Here is a 15,919-nt window from a genome sequence, read left to right on the forward strand (position 1 = left end):
GCCGGGGAAGGCTGGGAAACCAGCCATCACCGGGTGGGATTTGACTTAGACTTTTGGGGTTTCAAGTCAACCAAATCAGACGCCGAGTGGAGGAGGGGAGGAAAGACAAGGTGACATTATGTAATGTTTGCTTGACATATCGAGGCGAATCGGTCAAATAAGTCAAGGAAGCATGACATATTGTCCATGAAACTTGATGGAGAGTTACGATGAAATTTCTTAAATGCCGTTCGCGCGCTATGACCCCGAACGAAAATATCGCCATGTGGGCGGCGCTGGTGATCCTGTTCCTTGGGGCAATGTGATGACCGGCAGCCGCTCGCCCGGCCTCTGGCAGCGTCTTTGCCGAATGCTCAAGCCCGACTGGATGTTCGGTGGGATCCTGCTCGTGGGGCTGGGGCTGCTCGCGACTTCGATATTCGATCCGAACGAAATTCGCCCGGGCAATATTGCGCCGCTGACCAAGATTATCGCTGCGGTGCTGCTCACCCTGGCCCTGTCTTATGTCGCGACCTATGCCGCCGCGCTGGATCGCCGCAAGATCGAGGACTATTTCTTCCAGATGATGGCCAACGGCGCAATTGTCGCCATTATCACCGGCATTTTTGCCAATATGGTATGGCTGATCTTCGAGGAACAATTGGGCACGATGAGTGCCGACGCGCTGGTGGCGATAGTGATATCGGCCTGGGGCCTGGGATATTTTTTCCATCGCGTCAGGGGAGTGAACCCATGAGCCTTTCGCTATCCTGCATGAAAGGCTGTCGCAGCCGCGTGGCGATGTCCGGGATGACCGGTGGACCGGCCCGGTGGCAAGCATGAAAAACCGGCTGAAGGTTCTCCGCGCCGAACGGGACTGGTCGCAGGCTGATCTCGCCGAACGGCTGAAAGTGTCGCGGCAGAGCATCAACGCGATCGAGACCGGCAAATATGATCCGTCGCTGCCGCTGGCGTTCCGGATTGCGGATCTTTTCGCGATGGCGATCGAGGATATTTTCCAGCGTGACTGATGCATCGAAAAATTGTGATGCGCCGGACGGCGACTTGACATAAGCTCCGCTCATGTCTGTTTCGCAACATGTCTGGTTCGTCGATAGCGGCAGCGCGCTGAAGCGGCGGGTGCGGATTGAAGTGATCGGCAGGAGCTTTGCCCTTTACGAACAGCAGTGGCGCAGCGAAGCCTATTTTTTCGATGATCTGGTCTATCGCGGCAAAGAAGGCGACTCCCATGTCTTCGGTATTGCGGACGGCATCAAGGATCGTCCCAAATGGAAGCTCGGGTTCAAGGGCGAGATTCCCCCCGAGCTGGCGTCTATATTGCCCCCGGCAAAGCCGCCGCTGCTATCCAATGTCGGCATGCTGGTCATCGGCTTTCTCTGTCTGGCGATCGTCTATTTTGCAGTGACCTGATGGCCGGCAATATCTTGCGAGCAGATTTCCGGTGAGCCGTGTGGCTGCACGAGGGAAGGCTAGACATCGCGCCTTTTCATCCCTCCTTTTTAAAGTATAGGGCTGGAGATGGACCCTCCGCCTTCGCGGGGGCATGAAACGGGTGACGATATGGAAGACGACATACAATATCTCGACCGGCCGGGCGGCGCATCGCTCGCTTATTGCTACACGCCGGCCAAGCCGGGCGTGAAAGGGACGACCCTGGTTTTTCTGCCCGGCTATATGTCGGATATGGAGGGCGGCAAGGCGCTGGCGCTCGATGCGTGGGCGAAGCAGCAGGGGAGGGCTATGTTACGGCTCGACTATGCCGGCTGCGGGGCAAGCGGCGGGGATTTCGAGGATCAGAGCCTGATCGACTGGCGCGAGGATGTGCTGTTCCTGATCGACAAGGTTACCTCCGGTTCGATCACCCTGATCGGATCGTCGATGGGCGGCTGGCTGATGCTGCTGGTCGCGTTGTCGCGCCCCATGCGAGTCAAGAATCTGGTCGGCATTGCCGCTGCCCCCGACTTTACCGACTGGGGTTTCACGCAGGAACAGAAACTGACGATCCTGCGCGACGGCAAGCTGGAGGAAGCCAGCGAATATTCCGACGAACCCTATGTCACGACGCAGGTCTTCTGGCAGTCGGGTGACGCCAATCGCCTGCTGCACAAGGAAATCGCCTTCGATGGCGCGGTGCGGTTGCTGCACGGGCAGAAGGATAGCGATGTGCCGTGGGAATATAGTCTGGAAACCGCGAAGAAGATCCGTTCAGACGATGTGCAGGTCCATCTGGTAAAGGACGGCGATCACCGGCTGTCCCGGGACCAGGATATCGCTCTGCTGATCGATGTGGTCTCGCGACTGGGGTGATATGGGACGCTGGAACATCTTTTTGACGGGCATGCATTCATGATTTCTTCGATAATTTTGCCTGTGCTGCTGCAATCGGCGACCCCTTATGGTTCGCCGGTTGATCCCCTGCTCAGACCATCGGAGGCCCGGCCCGAAACACCCGTTGCTCAGCCAAAGCCGGAGCCGAAAAGTCCGGCCGATATCCGCTTCAACCAATGTATCGACCAGGCTGCCGACAATCCGGAAAAGGGGCTGCTTGCCGCCAATAGATGGCAGATCGAGGGCGGTGAATATCTGGCGCGCAATTGTCTGGGCTTTGCATATGCAGAGCTTGAGGACTGGCCAAAGGCTGTGCCGGCCTTTGTGCTGGCCGCCGAGGGGGCGGAAGCGGCTGGCGACAAGCGCGCGGCGATTTTCTGGTCACAGGCCGGCAATGCGGCCTTCGTCGCCGGCGATAATGCCGCCGCTCTGAAATATCTCGGTTTGGCGGTGGAGCAGGATCAGCTGGATGCCATGCTGCGGGGCGAAGTGCATCTGGATATCGCGCGCATATATGTTGCCATGGATCAATATGATGCAGCGAAGCAGCAATTCGTGCTGGTGCACGAACTGGTCCCGGAAGATCCGCTCGGCTGGCTGTTGTCGGCAACATTGGCGCGGCGCATGGGCGATCTTGCGCTGGCCAAATCGGATATCGCGGTCGCCGCCAGGCTGGCCGGCACCGACCCGGCGATCGCTCTGGAGGCCGGCAATATAGCTTATGAAGCGGGCGATGTGGCCAATGCCACGGCCAATTGGGAACGGGCGGTCAAATTCGGACCGGACGACCCCTCGGCCAAGGCAGCGAGCCGTTATCTCGAGCAATTGCAGGCCAGCGTCGCGGAATAAGCCCTGCCGGCGCTACCCGCGCTCAATCCAGATAGAAATTCACCGTCGTGACCACGCGGACCTTCTTGTACGGCGTATCGGTCACGCCATAGCCGCCGGCATCGCCGTCGCGGCTGTTGATACTGAAATAGCCCTGGGTAGCGGACTTGATGCCGCCGACATCGGTACCGCTGTCCTCGGCAAATTGTTCGGCGGACTTGCGGGCGTCCTTGGTGGCTTCGGCGACCATCTCCGGCTTGATCTCGTCGAGCTTGGTGAAGGTGTAGCTCATTCCCGAACCGTCCTCGAGGACGACGCCGCGCCGGACCAGATCGAACTGGCGAGCGACCGCGGCCTGTGCCTTGTCGATATCATTGGTGCGCAGGCTGAGTCGCTGGCGGATCGTATATTGCGGGATACCGTTGCTGCTATATTGGTTCACATTGGCACCGGTCGGTTTGAGCGCATCGGCCTCGAAGCCCAGTTCCTTGAAAAAGCCCGTGATCGCGGTGGTGTCGCGATCAATGTCGGTCTGGGCGCTCTGAAGATCGCTCGACTGGGCGCTGTACGCGATGGTCCAGGTGGCCAGATCGGCGGTCACTTCGCGCTCGGCCAGGCCGCGCACGGTGACGCTGCGGTCTGCCATTTTCGCGCGCAACAGTCCGTCGCCGAGCAGATAGCCTCCGACAATCAGCCCGATGGTCAGCAAGCCGGCGCTCGTCAGCCAGACGGTGTTCCTGCTTTCGAAAAATTTCTCGCTCATCTCTCTTTCCCTCCGCCTTAAAGCCGCTTAGGCTGTTGCAAATGACCCGGTTCGGCATTGCGATATCAGCGATGAACCGTTTCTGAATAGCGATGAATGGAGTATGATGTGGCCATAAAATTTCTGCACAGCATGATCAGGGTTAGCGATCCGGAGGCGACCGTCGCCTTTTTCGGACTGCTGGGCCTCGAGGAAGTGCGCCGCTACGACAGCGAGCAGGGACGCTTCACGCTGATCTTTCTCGCCGCCCCGGGTCAGGAGGATGTGGCCGAAGTCGAGCTGACCTATAACTGGCCCGCCGAAGACGGCAGCCCGGCCGAACAATATGCCGGTGGCCGCAATTTTGGCCATCTCGCATATGCCGTGGACGATATTTACGCCCTGTGCCAGACGTTGATGGACGCCGGTGTAACGATCAACCGGCCGCCGCGCGACGGCTACATGGCTTTCGTCCGCTCGCCCGACAATATTTCGGTGGAGCTGTTGCAGAAAGGCGAGAGATTGCCGGTCCAGGAACCTTGGGCGAGCATGGAAAATATCGGCGAATGGTAGGCGCCTGATTCAGACGGAAGCGGATCCCGCCGGTGTTTCCGTCTGGGATGGTGAAATATCGATCCAGACAATCTGGTTGCGACCATTGTTCTTGGCGTCATAGAGGCGCCGGTCCGCGGTCGCCATCGTGCCGCGCAGTGAAGCGCGCCGGCCGATGGCCGCGACGCCGACCGAAAATGTGACCGGTTCCCGAATTTCCGGCACTTCCTCGTGCACCGTTCTGATCAGCATCTCGCAGATTTCGGTCAGCGCCTTGGCCGGATAGCTTTTGCGCTTCTGGCGACCGCTGTCCTTGATCAGCAGAGTGAATTCCTCGCCGCCGATCCGGGCCGCAAAATGTTCCGTGGCATCCAGTTGCCGGCCGACAACCCGCAAGACTTCGTCGCCGATTTCATGGCCATAGCGGTCGTTGACCCGCTTGAAGAAATCAATGTCTATGATGGCAAGATGGCTATAGCGATGCTCGCGCTGATTGCGCCGGAACTCGCGCTCGAAGGACCGGCGATTGTTCATCATGGTCAGCCCGTCGGTGTCGGCGAGCAATGTCAGTTCGACCTGTTTGCGCAGGGTATTTTCATGCCGCTGACGCAGGTGCCAGATGCGATTGGCGACGCCGAGGGCGAGGATGATGGTTTCCAGCACCAGCGCGAAATAGAGGCCGTAATCCAGTGCTGGCCAGCCGATATACAGGTCCATGCCGCGGGCCACCCGGTCCAGCCCGAACAGGACGATCGGAGTCCAGCCGGCAATCTGGAACCAGATCGCCTTGCTGCCGCGGTGCAGCGCGTGGCCCATCGCGTAGAGAACGATGAAAAACGCGGGCAGGAAGGACGCATGATAATAGTTGCGGGCATCCATGTCATAACCGTCGTCTATCCTCAGGACGAAAGCGGTGACTATGACCGGCAATACGGAGGACGCGATGATCCCGGTGCGCAGCCATGGCGCAATCTTCCCCTGTTCGACGAAGCGGACCAGGAAAAAACCGCTGGCGGCAACCGCGATGGCCAGAGTCCAGTAGTTGAGCAACATCTTGGTCAGCAGGCTGGTCGAGGGAAAGGCCAGGAACATCAGGCCGGACGAACTGAATGTATAGACCACCGTCGCGGCGATCATCGCGCTGTGCCAGAGCATGAAACTGTAGCGCAGGGCGGCATAGAAGAAGATATGATAGAAGAGCGGCATGATCGCCATGCCGCACAGGACGCCGAACATGATCGAGAGCGGCAGTTTCAGATCGTCCCACTTTTCTTTCGAGGCTAGCTGGATCAGTGACATGCTGCTCGCCACCACCGGGTTGTCTATCGCGAGATAGACTTGTGTGATCCGGTTGCGCAGGTCAGGATTTTCCGTGCCGGGGATCGCCAGTCCGTAGTGGCCCTTCGGACGCCAGCTGTCGATGACCTGCTGTTCGGACAAGCGTGAAGACAATATCGTGCCGTCGTCGAGAATCGCGTGGACCTGCATCTTGGTCAGGCCATTATTGTCGCCCTGAACCTCTATCGTACCGGCCGGCAGCGTGTCGGCATGAAACGGGATCTTGACCCAGACTCGCGGCCCTTCGACAGCATATTTATTGTCGGAACAGTCAAAGGCCTTGCCCGATTTCAGCAGGGTCGCGGCGGTCACGTCCAGAGCGCTGCTTTGCGTGCACAGCCGGTCGGCCATTGGCACCTCGGCAAAGGCCGGGGACGAGAGGCATATAAAGGCCAGAAATGCGACAAATAAGCGCAAGACACGCTCCCTTCCCAAAATCACTGCTGCAGAGGCCAGTCGATTAGGTTAAAACTCTTATTTTGCGGTTAAACATCGACACTATAAAATTTGCGGAGTAATTTGACGCCATGCTAGAAATCATCCGAATAGCCGTATTGTCCGACAATTATGTCTGGCTGGTCCACGAGCCGGAATCGCAGGAGACGATGGTCGTCGACCCGGCGGTCGCCGAACCGGTGCTGGCCGAGGCGGAAAAGCGCGGCTGGAAAATCACCCAGATCTGGAATACCCACTGGCACCCCGACCATACCGGCGGCAATGCCGCGATCAAGGAAGCCACCGGCTGCCGGATTACCGGCCCGGAAGCAGAGCAGGAGCGGATCCCGACCCTCGATGTGATGGTCAAGGAGGGCGATACGGTAAAATTGGGAGAGGTGACGGCCGATGTCATCGACGTTCCGGCCCACACCGCCGGCCATATCGCCTTTCACATTGCGTCGGAAAAAGTCGCCTTTGTCGGCGATACGCTATTCGCCATGGGCTGCGGACGCCTGTTCGAAGGCACGGCCGAGCAAATGTACGACAATATGCGCAAACTCGAAGCGCTGCCGGATGCGACCAAAATCTACTGCGCGCATGAATATACCCAGGCCAATGGCGAATATGCGCTGGTCGCCGAGCCCGACAATCTCGCGCTGAAAGAACGGATGGCCGAGGTGCTGACCTTGCGCGAGCGGGGCGAGGCGACGGTGCCGACGACGATCCGGCAGGAGCGTGCCACCAATCCGTTCATGCGGGCGGCCTCGGCAGCGGAGCTGGCCGCAAGGCGCACTGCCAAGGATAATTTCTGAATCCCCGACTGTTTCAGCCCCGGTTCAGCCGGAAGTCTGGTATAAAGCGCGTCGATGGGGATCGACAACAGGAGACGGATCATGAAAAAACTGCTTTTAGCCATTCCTGCGGCGATGCTGCTTGCCGCGCCCGCGACCGGCGGGGAAAAGATCGAGCTCACCGACAAACAGCAGGCGAAGCTGGACAAATTTCTAGACGGGCGGAGCCCGCGCAAGGCGGAATCCTGCATCAACCGCAACGATCAGCGCAACATGACGGTGATCAGCGATGATATCCTGGTCTTCTCCTCCCGTCGCAATGCGAAAACCATCTACATCAACAAGCCGCCCGGTGGATGCCGGGGCGCGGACCGCTATATAATGTCTTACCGGCGCACCACCAGTTCGCTCTGTTCGGGAGAGATTATCCAGCTGATCGACAATATGAGCGGCGCCACCATGGGCAGCTGTACCTTTGGCGATTTTGTCCCTTATACCAAAGATCTCTCGGTCGGTTCAAAATAGCCAGCCGCTGATTACCAAGGCCGTTTAAAGCCGGACGAGGGGATGCTCCTGCGGGTTTGTTCTGCCCCGCAATCCATCTCCTGCTCATCCGGCTGTGATCAGGCGGGCGTCCGTCCGCTACGCCGCACTTGCGGGGAAGGGGGCTGGCCTAGCTGTCTTCCTCGAACATATTGGCCGCATTTTCGCCGGTGGCGGAGAGGCGCAGCGTGTTGCCCTCGGCTTCGGCTACCAGACCGATCGGCAGATAATGATGGGAGGCGCCTTTGCCGCCCTCGGTCTGCGGGCTGTCATGCTTGGTCAGCTTGATCCGCTCGCCGCTGTCGTCGAGATGGTCGACGGTGCCGACGTGCACGCCGTCCGCGCCGATGACTTCCATATGTTCCTGAATCTGGCTTTTATCAAACATCTGAATCTCCTTTGCTGTTGTGTTTCTGGTCAACCAACGTGCGGCGGACGATCCTGTTCCGGAATAAGCGGAAGAAGTAGCGGGAGAAAGGCGCTAGTCGCGGTCGAGCAGGTCGTCGGTCACTTCCATCAGCAGCAACGGTTTGTCGGCGGTATCGGCGATCGCGTCGATAAAGGCGGCGCGGGTGTCCGGGTCGTCATAGGCCATTTTCGCATCATAGGCCTTTTGCCAGGTCGCCTCGTCCGGCCATTCGGCAACGCCGATGAAGCGGCCCTCCCGGTCGCGGTGGAGGCGGGAGCCGAGGCTGCCATATTTCTCCCGGATCAGCCCGGTGCCGCGCCGCCAGGCGGTGCGGAACTGCTCCTCCTTGCCGGGATGGACTTTCCACCAATAGGCTGCAACGAACATGGTCTCTTCTCCTCTGTGCTTGCCGGTTGCTAGCGGCAATATTGGTAGCCGCCGCGCCGGGCCTGGTCGAAATGCAGATGGTCGGCATGGGCCTTGTTATAATCCGGCGACAGGGTGGTTGCGAAAATATCGCAGGCGCCGTCGCGGACCGCCTTGAGAAAGCGCGATCGTTCGTCATCCGCGTCCCAGTGGCCGGCGACCGAGACGCTGCGCCCGTCGGCGAGGCGGAAGGCGGCGATGTCGATCGCATTGGCGGTCGCATGTTCGCTGAAATTGCCGCTCTCGCCGCCGCAAATCCGCCGGCAGCTGTAGCTGCCATAGGTGATGATCTGCGCGACCGTGGTGCCGAGATGTTCGCGGGCCGCGGCTTTGACGATCTGATTTTCCCACAGCACCAGACTGGCCGCCATCGGGCAGCTGGCCTTCGCGGCGGGGCTATAGGTGATGGATCGCGGCTGGTTCCGGGTCAGGGTGACGCCATTGGCATAGCCGCAATTCGGCCCGGCGCTGACCGGGGGCAGGGCGCTATAGCCTATCGAAGCGGCTTCGAGCAGGCCGTGGCATTGCGGCGTATCGTCGGCGAGCGCATCGATCTTGCGGGTGGTAAACGGCCCGACCGGATCGGCCAGCGACAGCGGCGTCCAGGGCATGCGGTGGTCGTGGCTGATCCATTCATAGCCGCGCAGGAGCAGCGCCAGAAGGATGATAAGAAAGATGATCCGGAAGGAGATGGTCGAAAATCCTGTTCAGGGCGCGCGGGTGTTGGGGATGTCCTGTTTAACCGTCGCGAGAGGAAAAAGTTCCCGTCTTGTGCTGCTTGCCGGGACCCTGCGCCCATCGGACTCACACGAAGCCACGAAGCCGCAAAGCGATTATTCCCCTTCTCCCGTGAGGGAGAAGGATACGAAGCCTTGCCGCCGAAGCCTTGGCGAAGGCGGCTAAGCGCAGTTGGATGAGGGTGTTCCGCTGATGGGGCGCTGTGCCATCGACGTCCGGCAGCCCTTTACCCTTCTTTCGAACGACCAGGAAAAGGCGCATTTTGTATGCCGCGACTGCATTGTACCAATATTTGGCAAATTACCCCACATCTTAAGGTGTCTTCTAGTCAGAGGAAATTTAAGGGATTGAAATGTAATGGACACTTTGTTGGCATGACATATGCATGTTCAAGTTAGCTAACTAATGTAATCCAACTAACTTTATGGAGGACTCAAATTCACGCCCCGGCAAATTACAATTTGCCGGGGCGTTCTATTATGTGGTTATAGTACTGTTGAGCGAAACGGGATGGCCACATGCAAGCAAAATTTGAAATGAACGTTGGCTACGACAACCTAAAAAAAATTATCGAGCAATTTCCCGACGACAGTTCTTATTGGAATGAAGCTCAGAATCGGTTCCAATTTGTGGATCGACTTTTGCTGGAATGCTTGGGTTGGGAACACCCGTATTTAGAAGTGGAAGTTACTGATGATGCGCACGGTAAGGCCGACTATATTCTCGGCAGCCCGGTAAAAGCGGTTCTCGAGGCAAAGCGAGAATCAAGAGACTTTCAGTTTCCTCCCATCAAAGATCATTCAAAAGCAAGAAGCATCAGGCCACTTGTCGATAAGTGCAGGGTACTCAAAGAAACGTGTGTGCAAGTGATTCAATATTGCGCACTTAATGGTGCACAACTAGCTATTGTCTGCAATGGCCCTCAATTAGTCGTTTTTCACTCCGCCATCCAATCTCGGTCGCCGCTTGACGGTGATTGCTTTGTTTTTGATGGGTTTAAACATTATCTCCAGCGTTTTACGTTGCTTTGGGATCTTCTTTCTCCCGAAGGGGTGCTTGAAAATCGGGCTTATCGTCAATTAGCGCTTGAACGAAACATGAGACTTCCGTCCAAAGCTTCAACTAATCTCGCGGATCCCTATGCTCACCGCTATCGTACGGATTTTCAGCAAAATTTAAGTTCTCTAGCATCTGTTTTACTCGAGGATATCGAGGGAAACCCTGACATCAAATCTGAGTTTTACGAAAATTGCTATGTAGATTTGGCTGCGAACAATCGCCACTTATTGTTAAGCAAAAATATCATCGCGGCGCGTTATCGACGCGTAGCAGACGACAGTGATAACCCCGCATCAATGGTTGCCTCGGTTGAAGATGGCCGAATAAAAATTAATGATAAATTGGCATCTAACACAAGTAAGCATCGCCCAATTGTTGTAATTGGTGATGTTGGAGTTGGAAAAACGTCGTTCTTTGAGAATTTATTTGAAAAACTTAATGAAGATGACAAAAAAGAAACATGTTACATACACATAAATTTAGGTGAAGGTGCAACGTTGTCTGAGAACGTAAAATCGTTTATTCTAGATGAAATTCCAAAGTTATTGAAGAAAAATTATTTGATCGATATAAATAATAACGATCTTGTAGAATCGGTCTATGAAGATGATTTTGCAGAGTATGACAACAGTATTGAAGGCAGGTTGAAAGATATTGATGCAGTTGGCTACGAAAAAGGCAAAATAGCATTTCTCAAAGCAAAAATCGATAAATTGGATCAGCATTTAAAAGCTTCACTTACGTATATTGCAGACAAATTGGGTCGTCAGATAATGTTAGTTATCGATAATGCCGACCAAAGGGCGTTTGAGATTCAGCAAGAAGCTTTTTTAATCGCGCAAGAAATTGCGTCATATAGAACCGCGCTAGTGTTCGTTGCGCTTCGTCCGGCAACTTTTTATGAATCGAAGTTAAAAGGGGCGCTTTCCGGTTACCAGAATAGTATCTTGTCGATCTCCCCGCCTCCTGCGGACGAGGTAATCAAAAGGCGTCTGCAATTTTCGTTGAACGTCGCAGAAGGAAAAATCGCACCGATTGCACTCGAAGGGGTGCGGTTGAACGTTGGTAGCATCGCTTCCTTTTTGAGAGCAACTTTACGCTCCATTAAATCCAATAAAGAAATCCGCACGTTTTTGACTAATATTACTGGAGGAAATACTAGGTTAGTTATTGAAATGATTACAAGTTTTTTTGGGAGTCCTAACGTAGAATCTGAGAGAATAGTTAGAATTGAAGACCAAACAGGTAACTACAAAGTTCCGTTACATGAGTTCACTAAGCACGCATTGCTAGGGGAATACGCCCACTTCAATCCAACCTCTTCGTATGTAGCATGCAATATTTTTGATATTTTTGCTGGTAATCCAAGAGAACACTTTATCAGTTGTTTGATAATTGGCTACTTGGCATCGGGTCTTGGAATCAAGGATAATGATGGATTCATAGGCGCTAAATCAATTATCGCTGAAATGTCTCGGCTGGGGTTCGACGAAGAAAGCACTAGAAAATCATTACAGAACTTGGCCGTAAAGCGGTTGATAGAAACTCCACATGCTCATTATCGCGAAATCCCTGTGGTATCCTCAGTTCTTCCTGATGAGTATTTTTTTCGAGCGACCTCAATAGGAACCTACCACACTAGATTTTGGGCAGGTTCTTTTTCCTTTATAGATGCCGTTTCAATAGACACACCAATTTTTGATGAAGCGATTAGAAAAATAGTCTTTGAAGACATTAATTCCTTGGTGATAGTAGATCGCTATAATCGAGCCACGGCGTTTAAAAGTTATCTAGAAACAGTCTGGCAAGAAGCTGCATTTGATGTCAATTACTATGACTTTATCTCAGTTCTAGATTCTCAACGGCATTCTTTTGCGTCTGTAGAGAGAGCGCTGGGACGTTAGTGTTCTAGCAAATATCGGTGCTGGTTTTTCTATCAAAGGTACAGTTCACCCAATTGACTTGACTCTCGCCACCCCACTACTTCTTATACAACCCGTCCAACCGCTCCTGATAGCGCTCCCTTATAACATGCCGCCTTATCTTCATGCTCGGGGTCAGCTCCTCATTCTCGATCGCAAAGGGTTCGTCGGCAAATTCGAAGCGGCGGACTTTTTCGATCACCGAGAGGTCCTTGTTGACCCGGTCTACCGCTTCGCGCACCGCGGCCTTGAAGGCCGGGTTGGCCTGCAGCTTGATGAAATCATAGGCCATGCCCTGCTCGCGGGACCATTCCAGTGCCCATTCGGGGTCGGGGACGATCAGGCCGACCATATAGGGTTTCTTGTCGCCGGCGATCATCGCCTGCAGGATTTCCGGCTGGATGGTGAGCATGCCCTCGACCTTTTGCGGCGCGACATTGTCGCCCTTGTCGTTGACGATCAGGTCCTTCTTGCGGTCGGTGATCGCAACCCGTCCGGCTTCGTCGATATGGCCGATATCGCCGGTGTGCAGCCAGCCGTCCTTGAGCACCTTGTCGGTCTCTTCCTGGTTGCGCCAGTAGCCGTGCATGACCAGTTCGCCGCGGACGAGGATTTCGCCGTCCTCGGCAATCCTGACCTCGGTGTCGATCATCGGCGGGCCGACCGTGTCCATTTTCAGGCCGGTGCGCGGGCGGTTGCAGGCGATGATCGGGCCGGATTCGGTCTGGCCATAGCCCTGCAACATGGTCAGGCCGAGCGACTGGAAAAAGACACCGATTTCCGGGTTGAGCGGGGCGCCGCCGGAGACCATCGCCTTGATCCGTCCGCCGAAGCGTTGCTGCACCTTGGGGCGCAGCGTCTTGTCGAGAAAGGCGTCCATCAGCTTGTCGCGCTTGCGGCCCTTGCCTTCGGCTTCGCGGGCGCCAATGGCGAGCGCCTTTCCGAGCAGATAATTGGGCATCCTGCCCTGTTTCTCTACCGTCTTGATCAGCCGGGCGCGCAGCACCTCGAACAGCCGCGGCACGACGACCATGATCGTCGGGCGCACCTCCTCAATATTGGAGGCGAGCTTCTCGAGCCCTTCGGAATAGAATATCTGCGCGCCGAGACCGATCGGGAAAAACTGGCCGGCGCTGTGTTCATAGGCGTGGCTGAGCGGCAGGAAGGAAAGGAAGACTTCCTCGTCCCAGCCGAAGTCGGTCTCGATGACCTCGGCGGGGCCCTTGGTATTGTGCAGGATCGCGCCGTGATGCTGCATCACGCCGCGCGGCTTGCCGCCGGTGCCGCTGGTGTAGATGATGCAGGCGGTCTCGTCGCGGGTGATGCCGGAAACCTGCTCGGTCACTTCGGCGACGTCGGCGTCGCTGCCCTGAACCAGCTTGTCCCAGCTGTACAGGTCGAAGTCTCCTGACTGGCCGATGCGCAGATCATTGATCCCGATGATGATATTGGCGTCGGCGGAGCTGATAACCGAGGGCAGCAGGTTTTTCGCCAGCTTGATGTCGGATACGATCACCGCATGGGCGCCGCTATTGTCGAGAATATGCTGGTGATCGGCTGGGGTGTTGGTTGTGTAGGTCGGCACGGTGATGCAGCCGGCGGCCATGATGCCGAGATCGGCGATACACCATTCGGGGCGGTTTTCGGAGACCAGCATTACCCGGTCGCCCTTTTTCAGACCGATGCGTTTCAGCGACTTTGCCAGCGCCGCAACCTGCCGGGCCGCTTCGTTCCAGCTGGTCGCCTGCCACGCGCCGTCAATCTTGGCGCTCAGAAACGGTTTGTCACCGCCCTGGCGGGCGCGATCAAAGAACATCGATACCAGATTCTGATATTGGTCGATTTCAAGATAACGGTTTTTCGGCTTTTTCTGGCCCACGCAACATTTCCTCTCTCACGCTCCGGATTGGTTCCGGGCTTGGATCATAGCGCAAGGACTAGCGCGGTTGAAACCGCTCGGCAATTCTTTAGGTGAAAACTGTTGCCGGCATGGTGGCCGGTGCCGGTGCCGTCACTGCCAATGGACAGGGCCGTTCGACCTGGTCTATAGCCTGGCCCTATATGAAAATATCCCGTCTCATCGTTGCTGCGGCAGCGTTTCTCACCGCTTCCTGTGCCCCGACCGGGCAAACTGAACCCGCCATAGTTTCGGCACCGGCAGCTTCCGCCCCACAGCAGGAAGTGCCGTTCGTCATTGCTGCCAATCCGCTGGCGGCCAAGGCCGGGCAGGATGTCCTGAAACGCGGTGGCAGCGCCATTGATGCGGCGATTGCGGTGCAGGCGATGCTGTCGCTGGTCGAACCGCAGAGCTCCGGCTTGGGTGGCGGGGCGTTCCTGACCTATCTGGATGGCGCTTCGGGCAAACTGACCATCTATGACGGCCGGGAAACCGCACCGGCGCAGGCCAGTACTTCGATGTTCCTGGGCCCCGATGGCAAGCCGCTGGGCTATCGCGAGGCGGTTACCAGCGGGCGCGCGACCGGTGTGCCGGGGGCCGTGGCGATGCTGGCGATGGTGCATGAGGAACATGGTGCGCTCGACTGGAGCAGCCTGTTTTCGGCGGCAGAACGGACGGCGGAACAGGGTTTTGTCATCAGCCCGCGGCTCGGCCGCTTTCTGGGAATCCCTTTTCCGCAGCTGAGCACGCCCGATGCCACCGCTTATTTTGCCAATGCCGATGGCGAGCGCAAGACCACCGGCGACCGGCTGAAAAATCCCGAATATGCAGACTTCGTGAGGCGTCTGGCGGCCAATGGTCCCGAGGCGCTTTACGGCGGCTCGACGGCGGCGAAGATTGTTGCCAAGACACGCGCCGCGCCGCTGGAAGGCCGGATGACGATGGCCGATCTGGCTGGTTACAAGCCGGTCAAGCGCGAGGCGCTGTGCAATCCCTATCGCGTCTATCTGGTCTGCGTGCCGCCACCGCCGTCGAGCGGGGTGGCGCTGTTGCAACTGCTGGCGATGCTGGAAAATACCGATATCGCCATGCGCGGGCCGGATGATGCGCAGGCCTGGTTCCTGTTCGCCGAGGCGAGCCGGCTGATGTATGCCGACCGCGATCAATATGTCGGTGATCCGGCCTTTGCGTCGGTTCCGGTCAAGGGCCTGCTGGAGCCGGCCTATGTCGCCTCGCGCGCGGCCTTGATCGGCAAGAGTGCCGCTTCTTCTCCACCCGAAGCGGGAACTCCGCGCGGTGCGGTGCTGGCCGCGCGTGACCGGACGCGGGAACCTGCCGGGACATCCCATTTCATCGTCCGTGATGCCCAGGGCAATGTGGTGTCGATCACGACGACGGTGGAATCGATCTTTGGCAGCGGCCGGATGGTCGACGGCTTCTTCCTTAACAACCAGCTGACCGATTTCTCTTTCAGCCCGGTTGACGCAGAGGGTCGGCCTGCCGCCAATGCGGTTGCGCCGGGCAAGCGACCGCGCTCGTCGATGACCCCGACCATATTGCTCGACAGCGATGGCCGGTTTGCGGGCGCGATCGGATCAGCCGGTGGCAATTCGATCCTCGCCTATGTAGCGAAATCCTTGGTTGGCGCGATCGACTGGGACCTGTCGATGCAGGAGGCGCTGGCGCTGCCCAATCTGGTGGCGCGGGGCCCCAGATTTGGCGGGGAGCTGGACAAGTTCGCGCCGGGCGTTGCAGAGGGGCTCGCGGCACGCGGTGTCGATCTGAAGCCGGGGCAGGGTGAGGATAGCGGGGTGCATGCCGTGATCATCCGCGATGGCAAGGTCGACGGCGGCTTTGATCCGCGCCGCGAGGGCGTGGTGCTGGTGGGAACCGGCGAATAGCGTGGCA

The 15,919-nt window shown here is 57.0% G+C and carries 16 protein-coding genes; 10 read left to right on the plus strand and 6 right to left on the minus strand.

Annotated elements, in window-relative coordinates; translation table 11 throughout:
• The first annotated feature begins 304 nt into the window (after nucleotides 1–304).
• The 5 genes from SPHFLASMR4Y_RS15760 to SPHFLASMR4Y_RS15780 all read left to right on the plus strand — a co-directional run bounded on the left by SPHFLASMR4Y_RS15760 (nucleotide 305) and on the right by SPHFLASMR4Y_RS15780 (nucleotide 3,177).
• Nucleotides 305–736 carry a hypothetical protein gene (locus tag SPHFLASMR4Y_RS15760; RefSeq protein ID WP_186265975.1) on the plus strand — a complete coding sequence of 144 codons (432 nt, stop codon included), beginning with the start codon at nucleotides 305–307 and terminating at the stop codon, nucleotides 734–736.
• A gap of 82 nt (nucleotides 737–818) precedes the next feature.
• Entirely contained in the window at nucleotides 819–1,010 is a 192-nt protein-coding gene (locus SPHFLASMR4Y_RS15765) for a helix-turn-helix transcriptional regulator (protein ID WP_089134398.1), read from the plus strand.
• Nucleotides 1,011–1,062: 52 nt separating this feature from the next.
• Nucleotides 1,063–1,410, plus strand: a complete 348-nt coding sequence (locus tag SPHFLASMR4Y_RS15770) for a hypothetical protein (RefSeq protein WP_089134399.1) — start codon at nucleotides 1,063–1,065, stop codon at nucleotides 1,408–1,410.
• Nucleotides 1,411–1,560: 150 nt separating this feature from the next.
• Nucleotides 1,561–2,307, plus strand: coding sequence for an alpha/beta hydrolase (locus tag SPHFLASMR4Y_RS15775; protein WP_089134944.1), 747 nt, complete (start codon nucleotides 1,561–1,563; stop codon nucleotides 2,305–2,307).
• 39 nt (nucleotides 2,308–2,346) lie between these two features.
• Nucleotides 2,347–3,177 (plus strand): hypothetical protein, encoded by an 831-nt coding sequence (locus tag SPHFLASMR4Y_RS15780; RefSeq protein WP_089134400.1) that lies wholly within the window; start codon nucleotides 2,347–2,349, stop codon nucleotides 3,175–3,177.
• A gap of 22 nt (nucleotides 3,178–3,199) precedes the next feature.
• On the opposite strand, the gene SPHFLASMR4Y_RS15785 is transcribed toward SPHFLASMR4Y_RS15780, so the two are convergent.
• Nucleotides 3,200–3,919 carry an SIMPL domain-containing protein gene (locus SPHFLASMR4Y_RS15785; RefSeq protein ID WP_089134401.1) on the minus strand — a complete coding sequence of 240 codons (720 nt, stop codon included), beginning with the start codon at nucleotides 3,917–3,919 and terminating at the stop codon, nucleotides 3,200–3,202.
• 132 nt (nucleotides 3,920–4,051) lie between these two features.
• Here SPHFLASMR4Y_RS15785 and SPHFLASMR4Y_RS15790 point away from each other — a divergent pair, with 132 nt between their 5' ends.
• Entirely contained in the window at nucleotides 4,052–4,471 is a 420-nt protein-coding gene (locus SPHFLASMR4Y_RS15790; protein WP_260807168.1) for a VOC family protein, read from the plus strand.
• 9 nt (nucleotides 4,472–4,480) lie between these two features.
• Here SPHFLASMR4Y_RS15790 and SPHFLASMR4Y_RS15795 read toward each other — a convergent pair whose 3' ends face one another.
• On the minus strand, nucleotides 4,481–6,205 hold the full coding sequence (locus SPHFLASMR4Y_RS15795; RefSeq protein ID WP_089134403.1) for a diguanylate cyclase: 1,725 nt from the start codon (nucleotides 6,203–6,205) through the stop codon (nucleotides 4,481–4,483).
• Nucleotides 6,206–6,315: 110 nt separating this feature from the next.
• On the opposite strand from SPHFLASMR4Y_RS15795, the gene gloB reads away from it, so the two are divergent.
• Both gloB and SPHFLASMR4Y_RS15805 read left to right on the plus strand, forming a co-directional pair.
• Complete coding sequence (gloB, locus tag SPHFLASMR4Y_RS15800) at nucleotides 6,316–7,038, plus strand: hydroxyacylglutathione hydrolase (RefSeq protein ID WP_089134404.1); 723 nt, start codon at nucleotides 6,316–6,318, stop codon at nucleotides 7,036–7,038.
• Between the two features lie 81 nt (nucleotides 7,039–7,119).
• A complete protein-coding gene (locus tag SPHFLASMR4Y_RS15805; RefSeq protein WP_145955572.1) occupies nucleotides 7,120–7,542 on the plus strand; it encodes a hypothetical protein in 423 nt (140 codons plus the stop codon).
• Nucleotides 7,543–7,690: 148 nt separating this feature from the next.
• Here SPHFLASMR4Y_RS15805 and SPHFLASMR4Y_RS15810 read toward each other — a convergent pair whose 3' ends face one another.
• The 3 genes from SPHFLASMR4Y_RS15810 to SPHFLASMR4Y_RS15820 all read right to left on the minus strand — a co-directional run bounded on the left by SPHFLASMR4Y_RS15810 (nucleotide 7,691) and on the right by SPHFLASMR4Y_RS15820 (nucleotide 9,006).
• Complete coding sequence (locus SPHFLASMR4Y_RS15810; RefSeq protein ID WP_089134406.1) at nucleotides 7,691–7,948, minus strand: DUF2171 domain-containing protein; 258 nt, start codon at nucleotides 7,946–7,948, stop codon at nucleotides 7,691–7,693.
• Nucleotides 7,949–8,041: 93 nt separating this feature from the next.
• Nucleotides 8,042–8,356: an antibiotic biosynthesis monooxygenase family protein gene (locus SPHFLASMR4Y_RS15815; protein ID WP_089134407.1), complete on the minus strand. Its 315-nt coding sequence runs from the start codon at nucleotides 8,354–8,356 to the stop codon at nucleotides 8,042–8,044.
• A 29-nt stretch (nucleotides 8,357–8,385) separates the two neighbouring features.
• On the minus strand, nucleotides 8,386–9,006 hold the full coding sequence (locus SPHFLASMR4Y_RS15820) for an extensin family protein (protein WP_089134408.1): 621 nt from the start codon (nucleotides 9,004–9,006) through the stop codon (nucleotides 8,386–8,388).
• 645 nt (nucleotides 9,007–9,651) lie between these two features.
• On the opposite strand from SPHFLASMR4Y_RS15820, the gene SPHFLASMR4Y_RS15830 reads away from it, so the two are divergent.
• Nucleotides 9,652–12,096, plus strand: a complete 2,445-nt coding sequence (locus SPHFLASMR4Y_RS15830; RefSeq protein ID WP_186265976.1) for a hypothetical protein — start codon at nucleotides 9,652–9,654, stop codon at nucleotides 12,094–12,096.
• A gap of 76 nt (nucleotides 12,097–12,172) precedes the next feature.
• Here the strand turns inward: SPHFLASMR4Y_RS15830 and SPHFLASMR4Y_RS15835 are convergent, their stop codons facing one another.
• A complete protein-coding gene (locus SPHFLASMR4Y_RS15835; RefSeq protein WP_089134945.1) occupies nucleotides 12,173–13,930 on the minus strand; it encodes an AMP-dependent synthetase/ligase in 1,758 nt (585 codons plus the stop codon).
• 155 nt (nucleotides 13,931–14,085) lie between these two features.
• Between SPHFLASMR4Y_RS15835 and SPHFLASMR4Y_RS15840 the strand changes: the two genes are divergently transcribed.
• Nucleotides 14,086–15,912 (plus strand): gamma-glutamyltransferase family protein, encoded by a 1,827-nt coding sequence (locus SPHFLASMR4Y_RS15840; RefSeq protein WP_260807004.1) that lies wholly within the window; start codon nucleotides 14,086–14,088, stop codon nucleotides 15,910–15,912.
• The last annotated feature ends 7 nt before the right edge of the window (nucleotides 15,913–15,919 follow it).

The organism is Sphingorhabdus sp. SMR4y, assembly GCF_002218195.1.
In the GTDB taxonomy this organism is placed as follows: domain Bacteria; phylum Pseudomonadota; class Alphaproteobacteria; order Sphingomonadales; family Sphingomonadaceae; genus Parasphingorhabdus.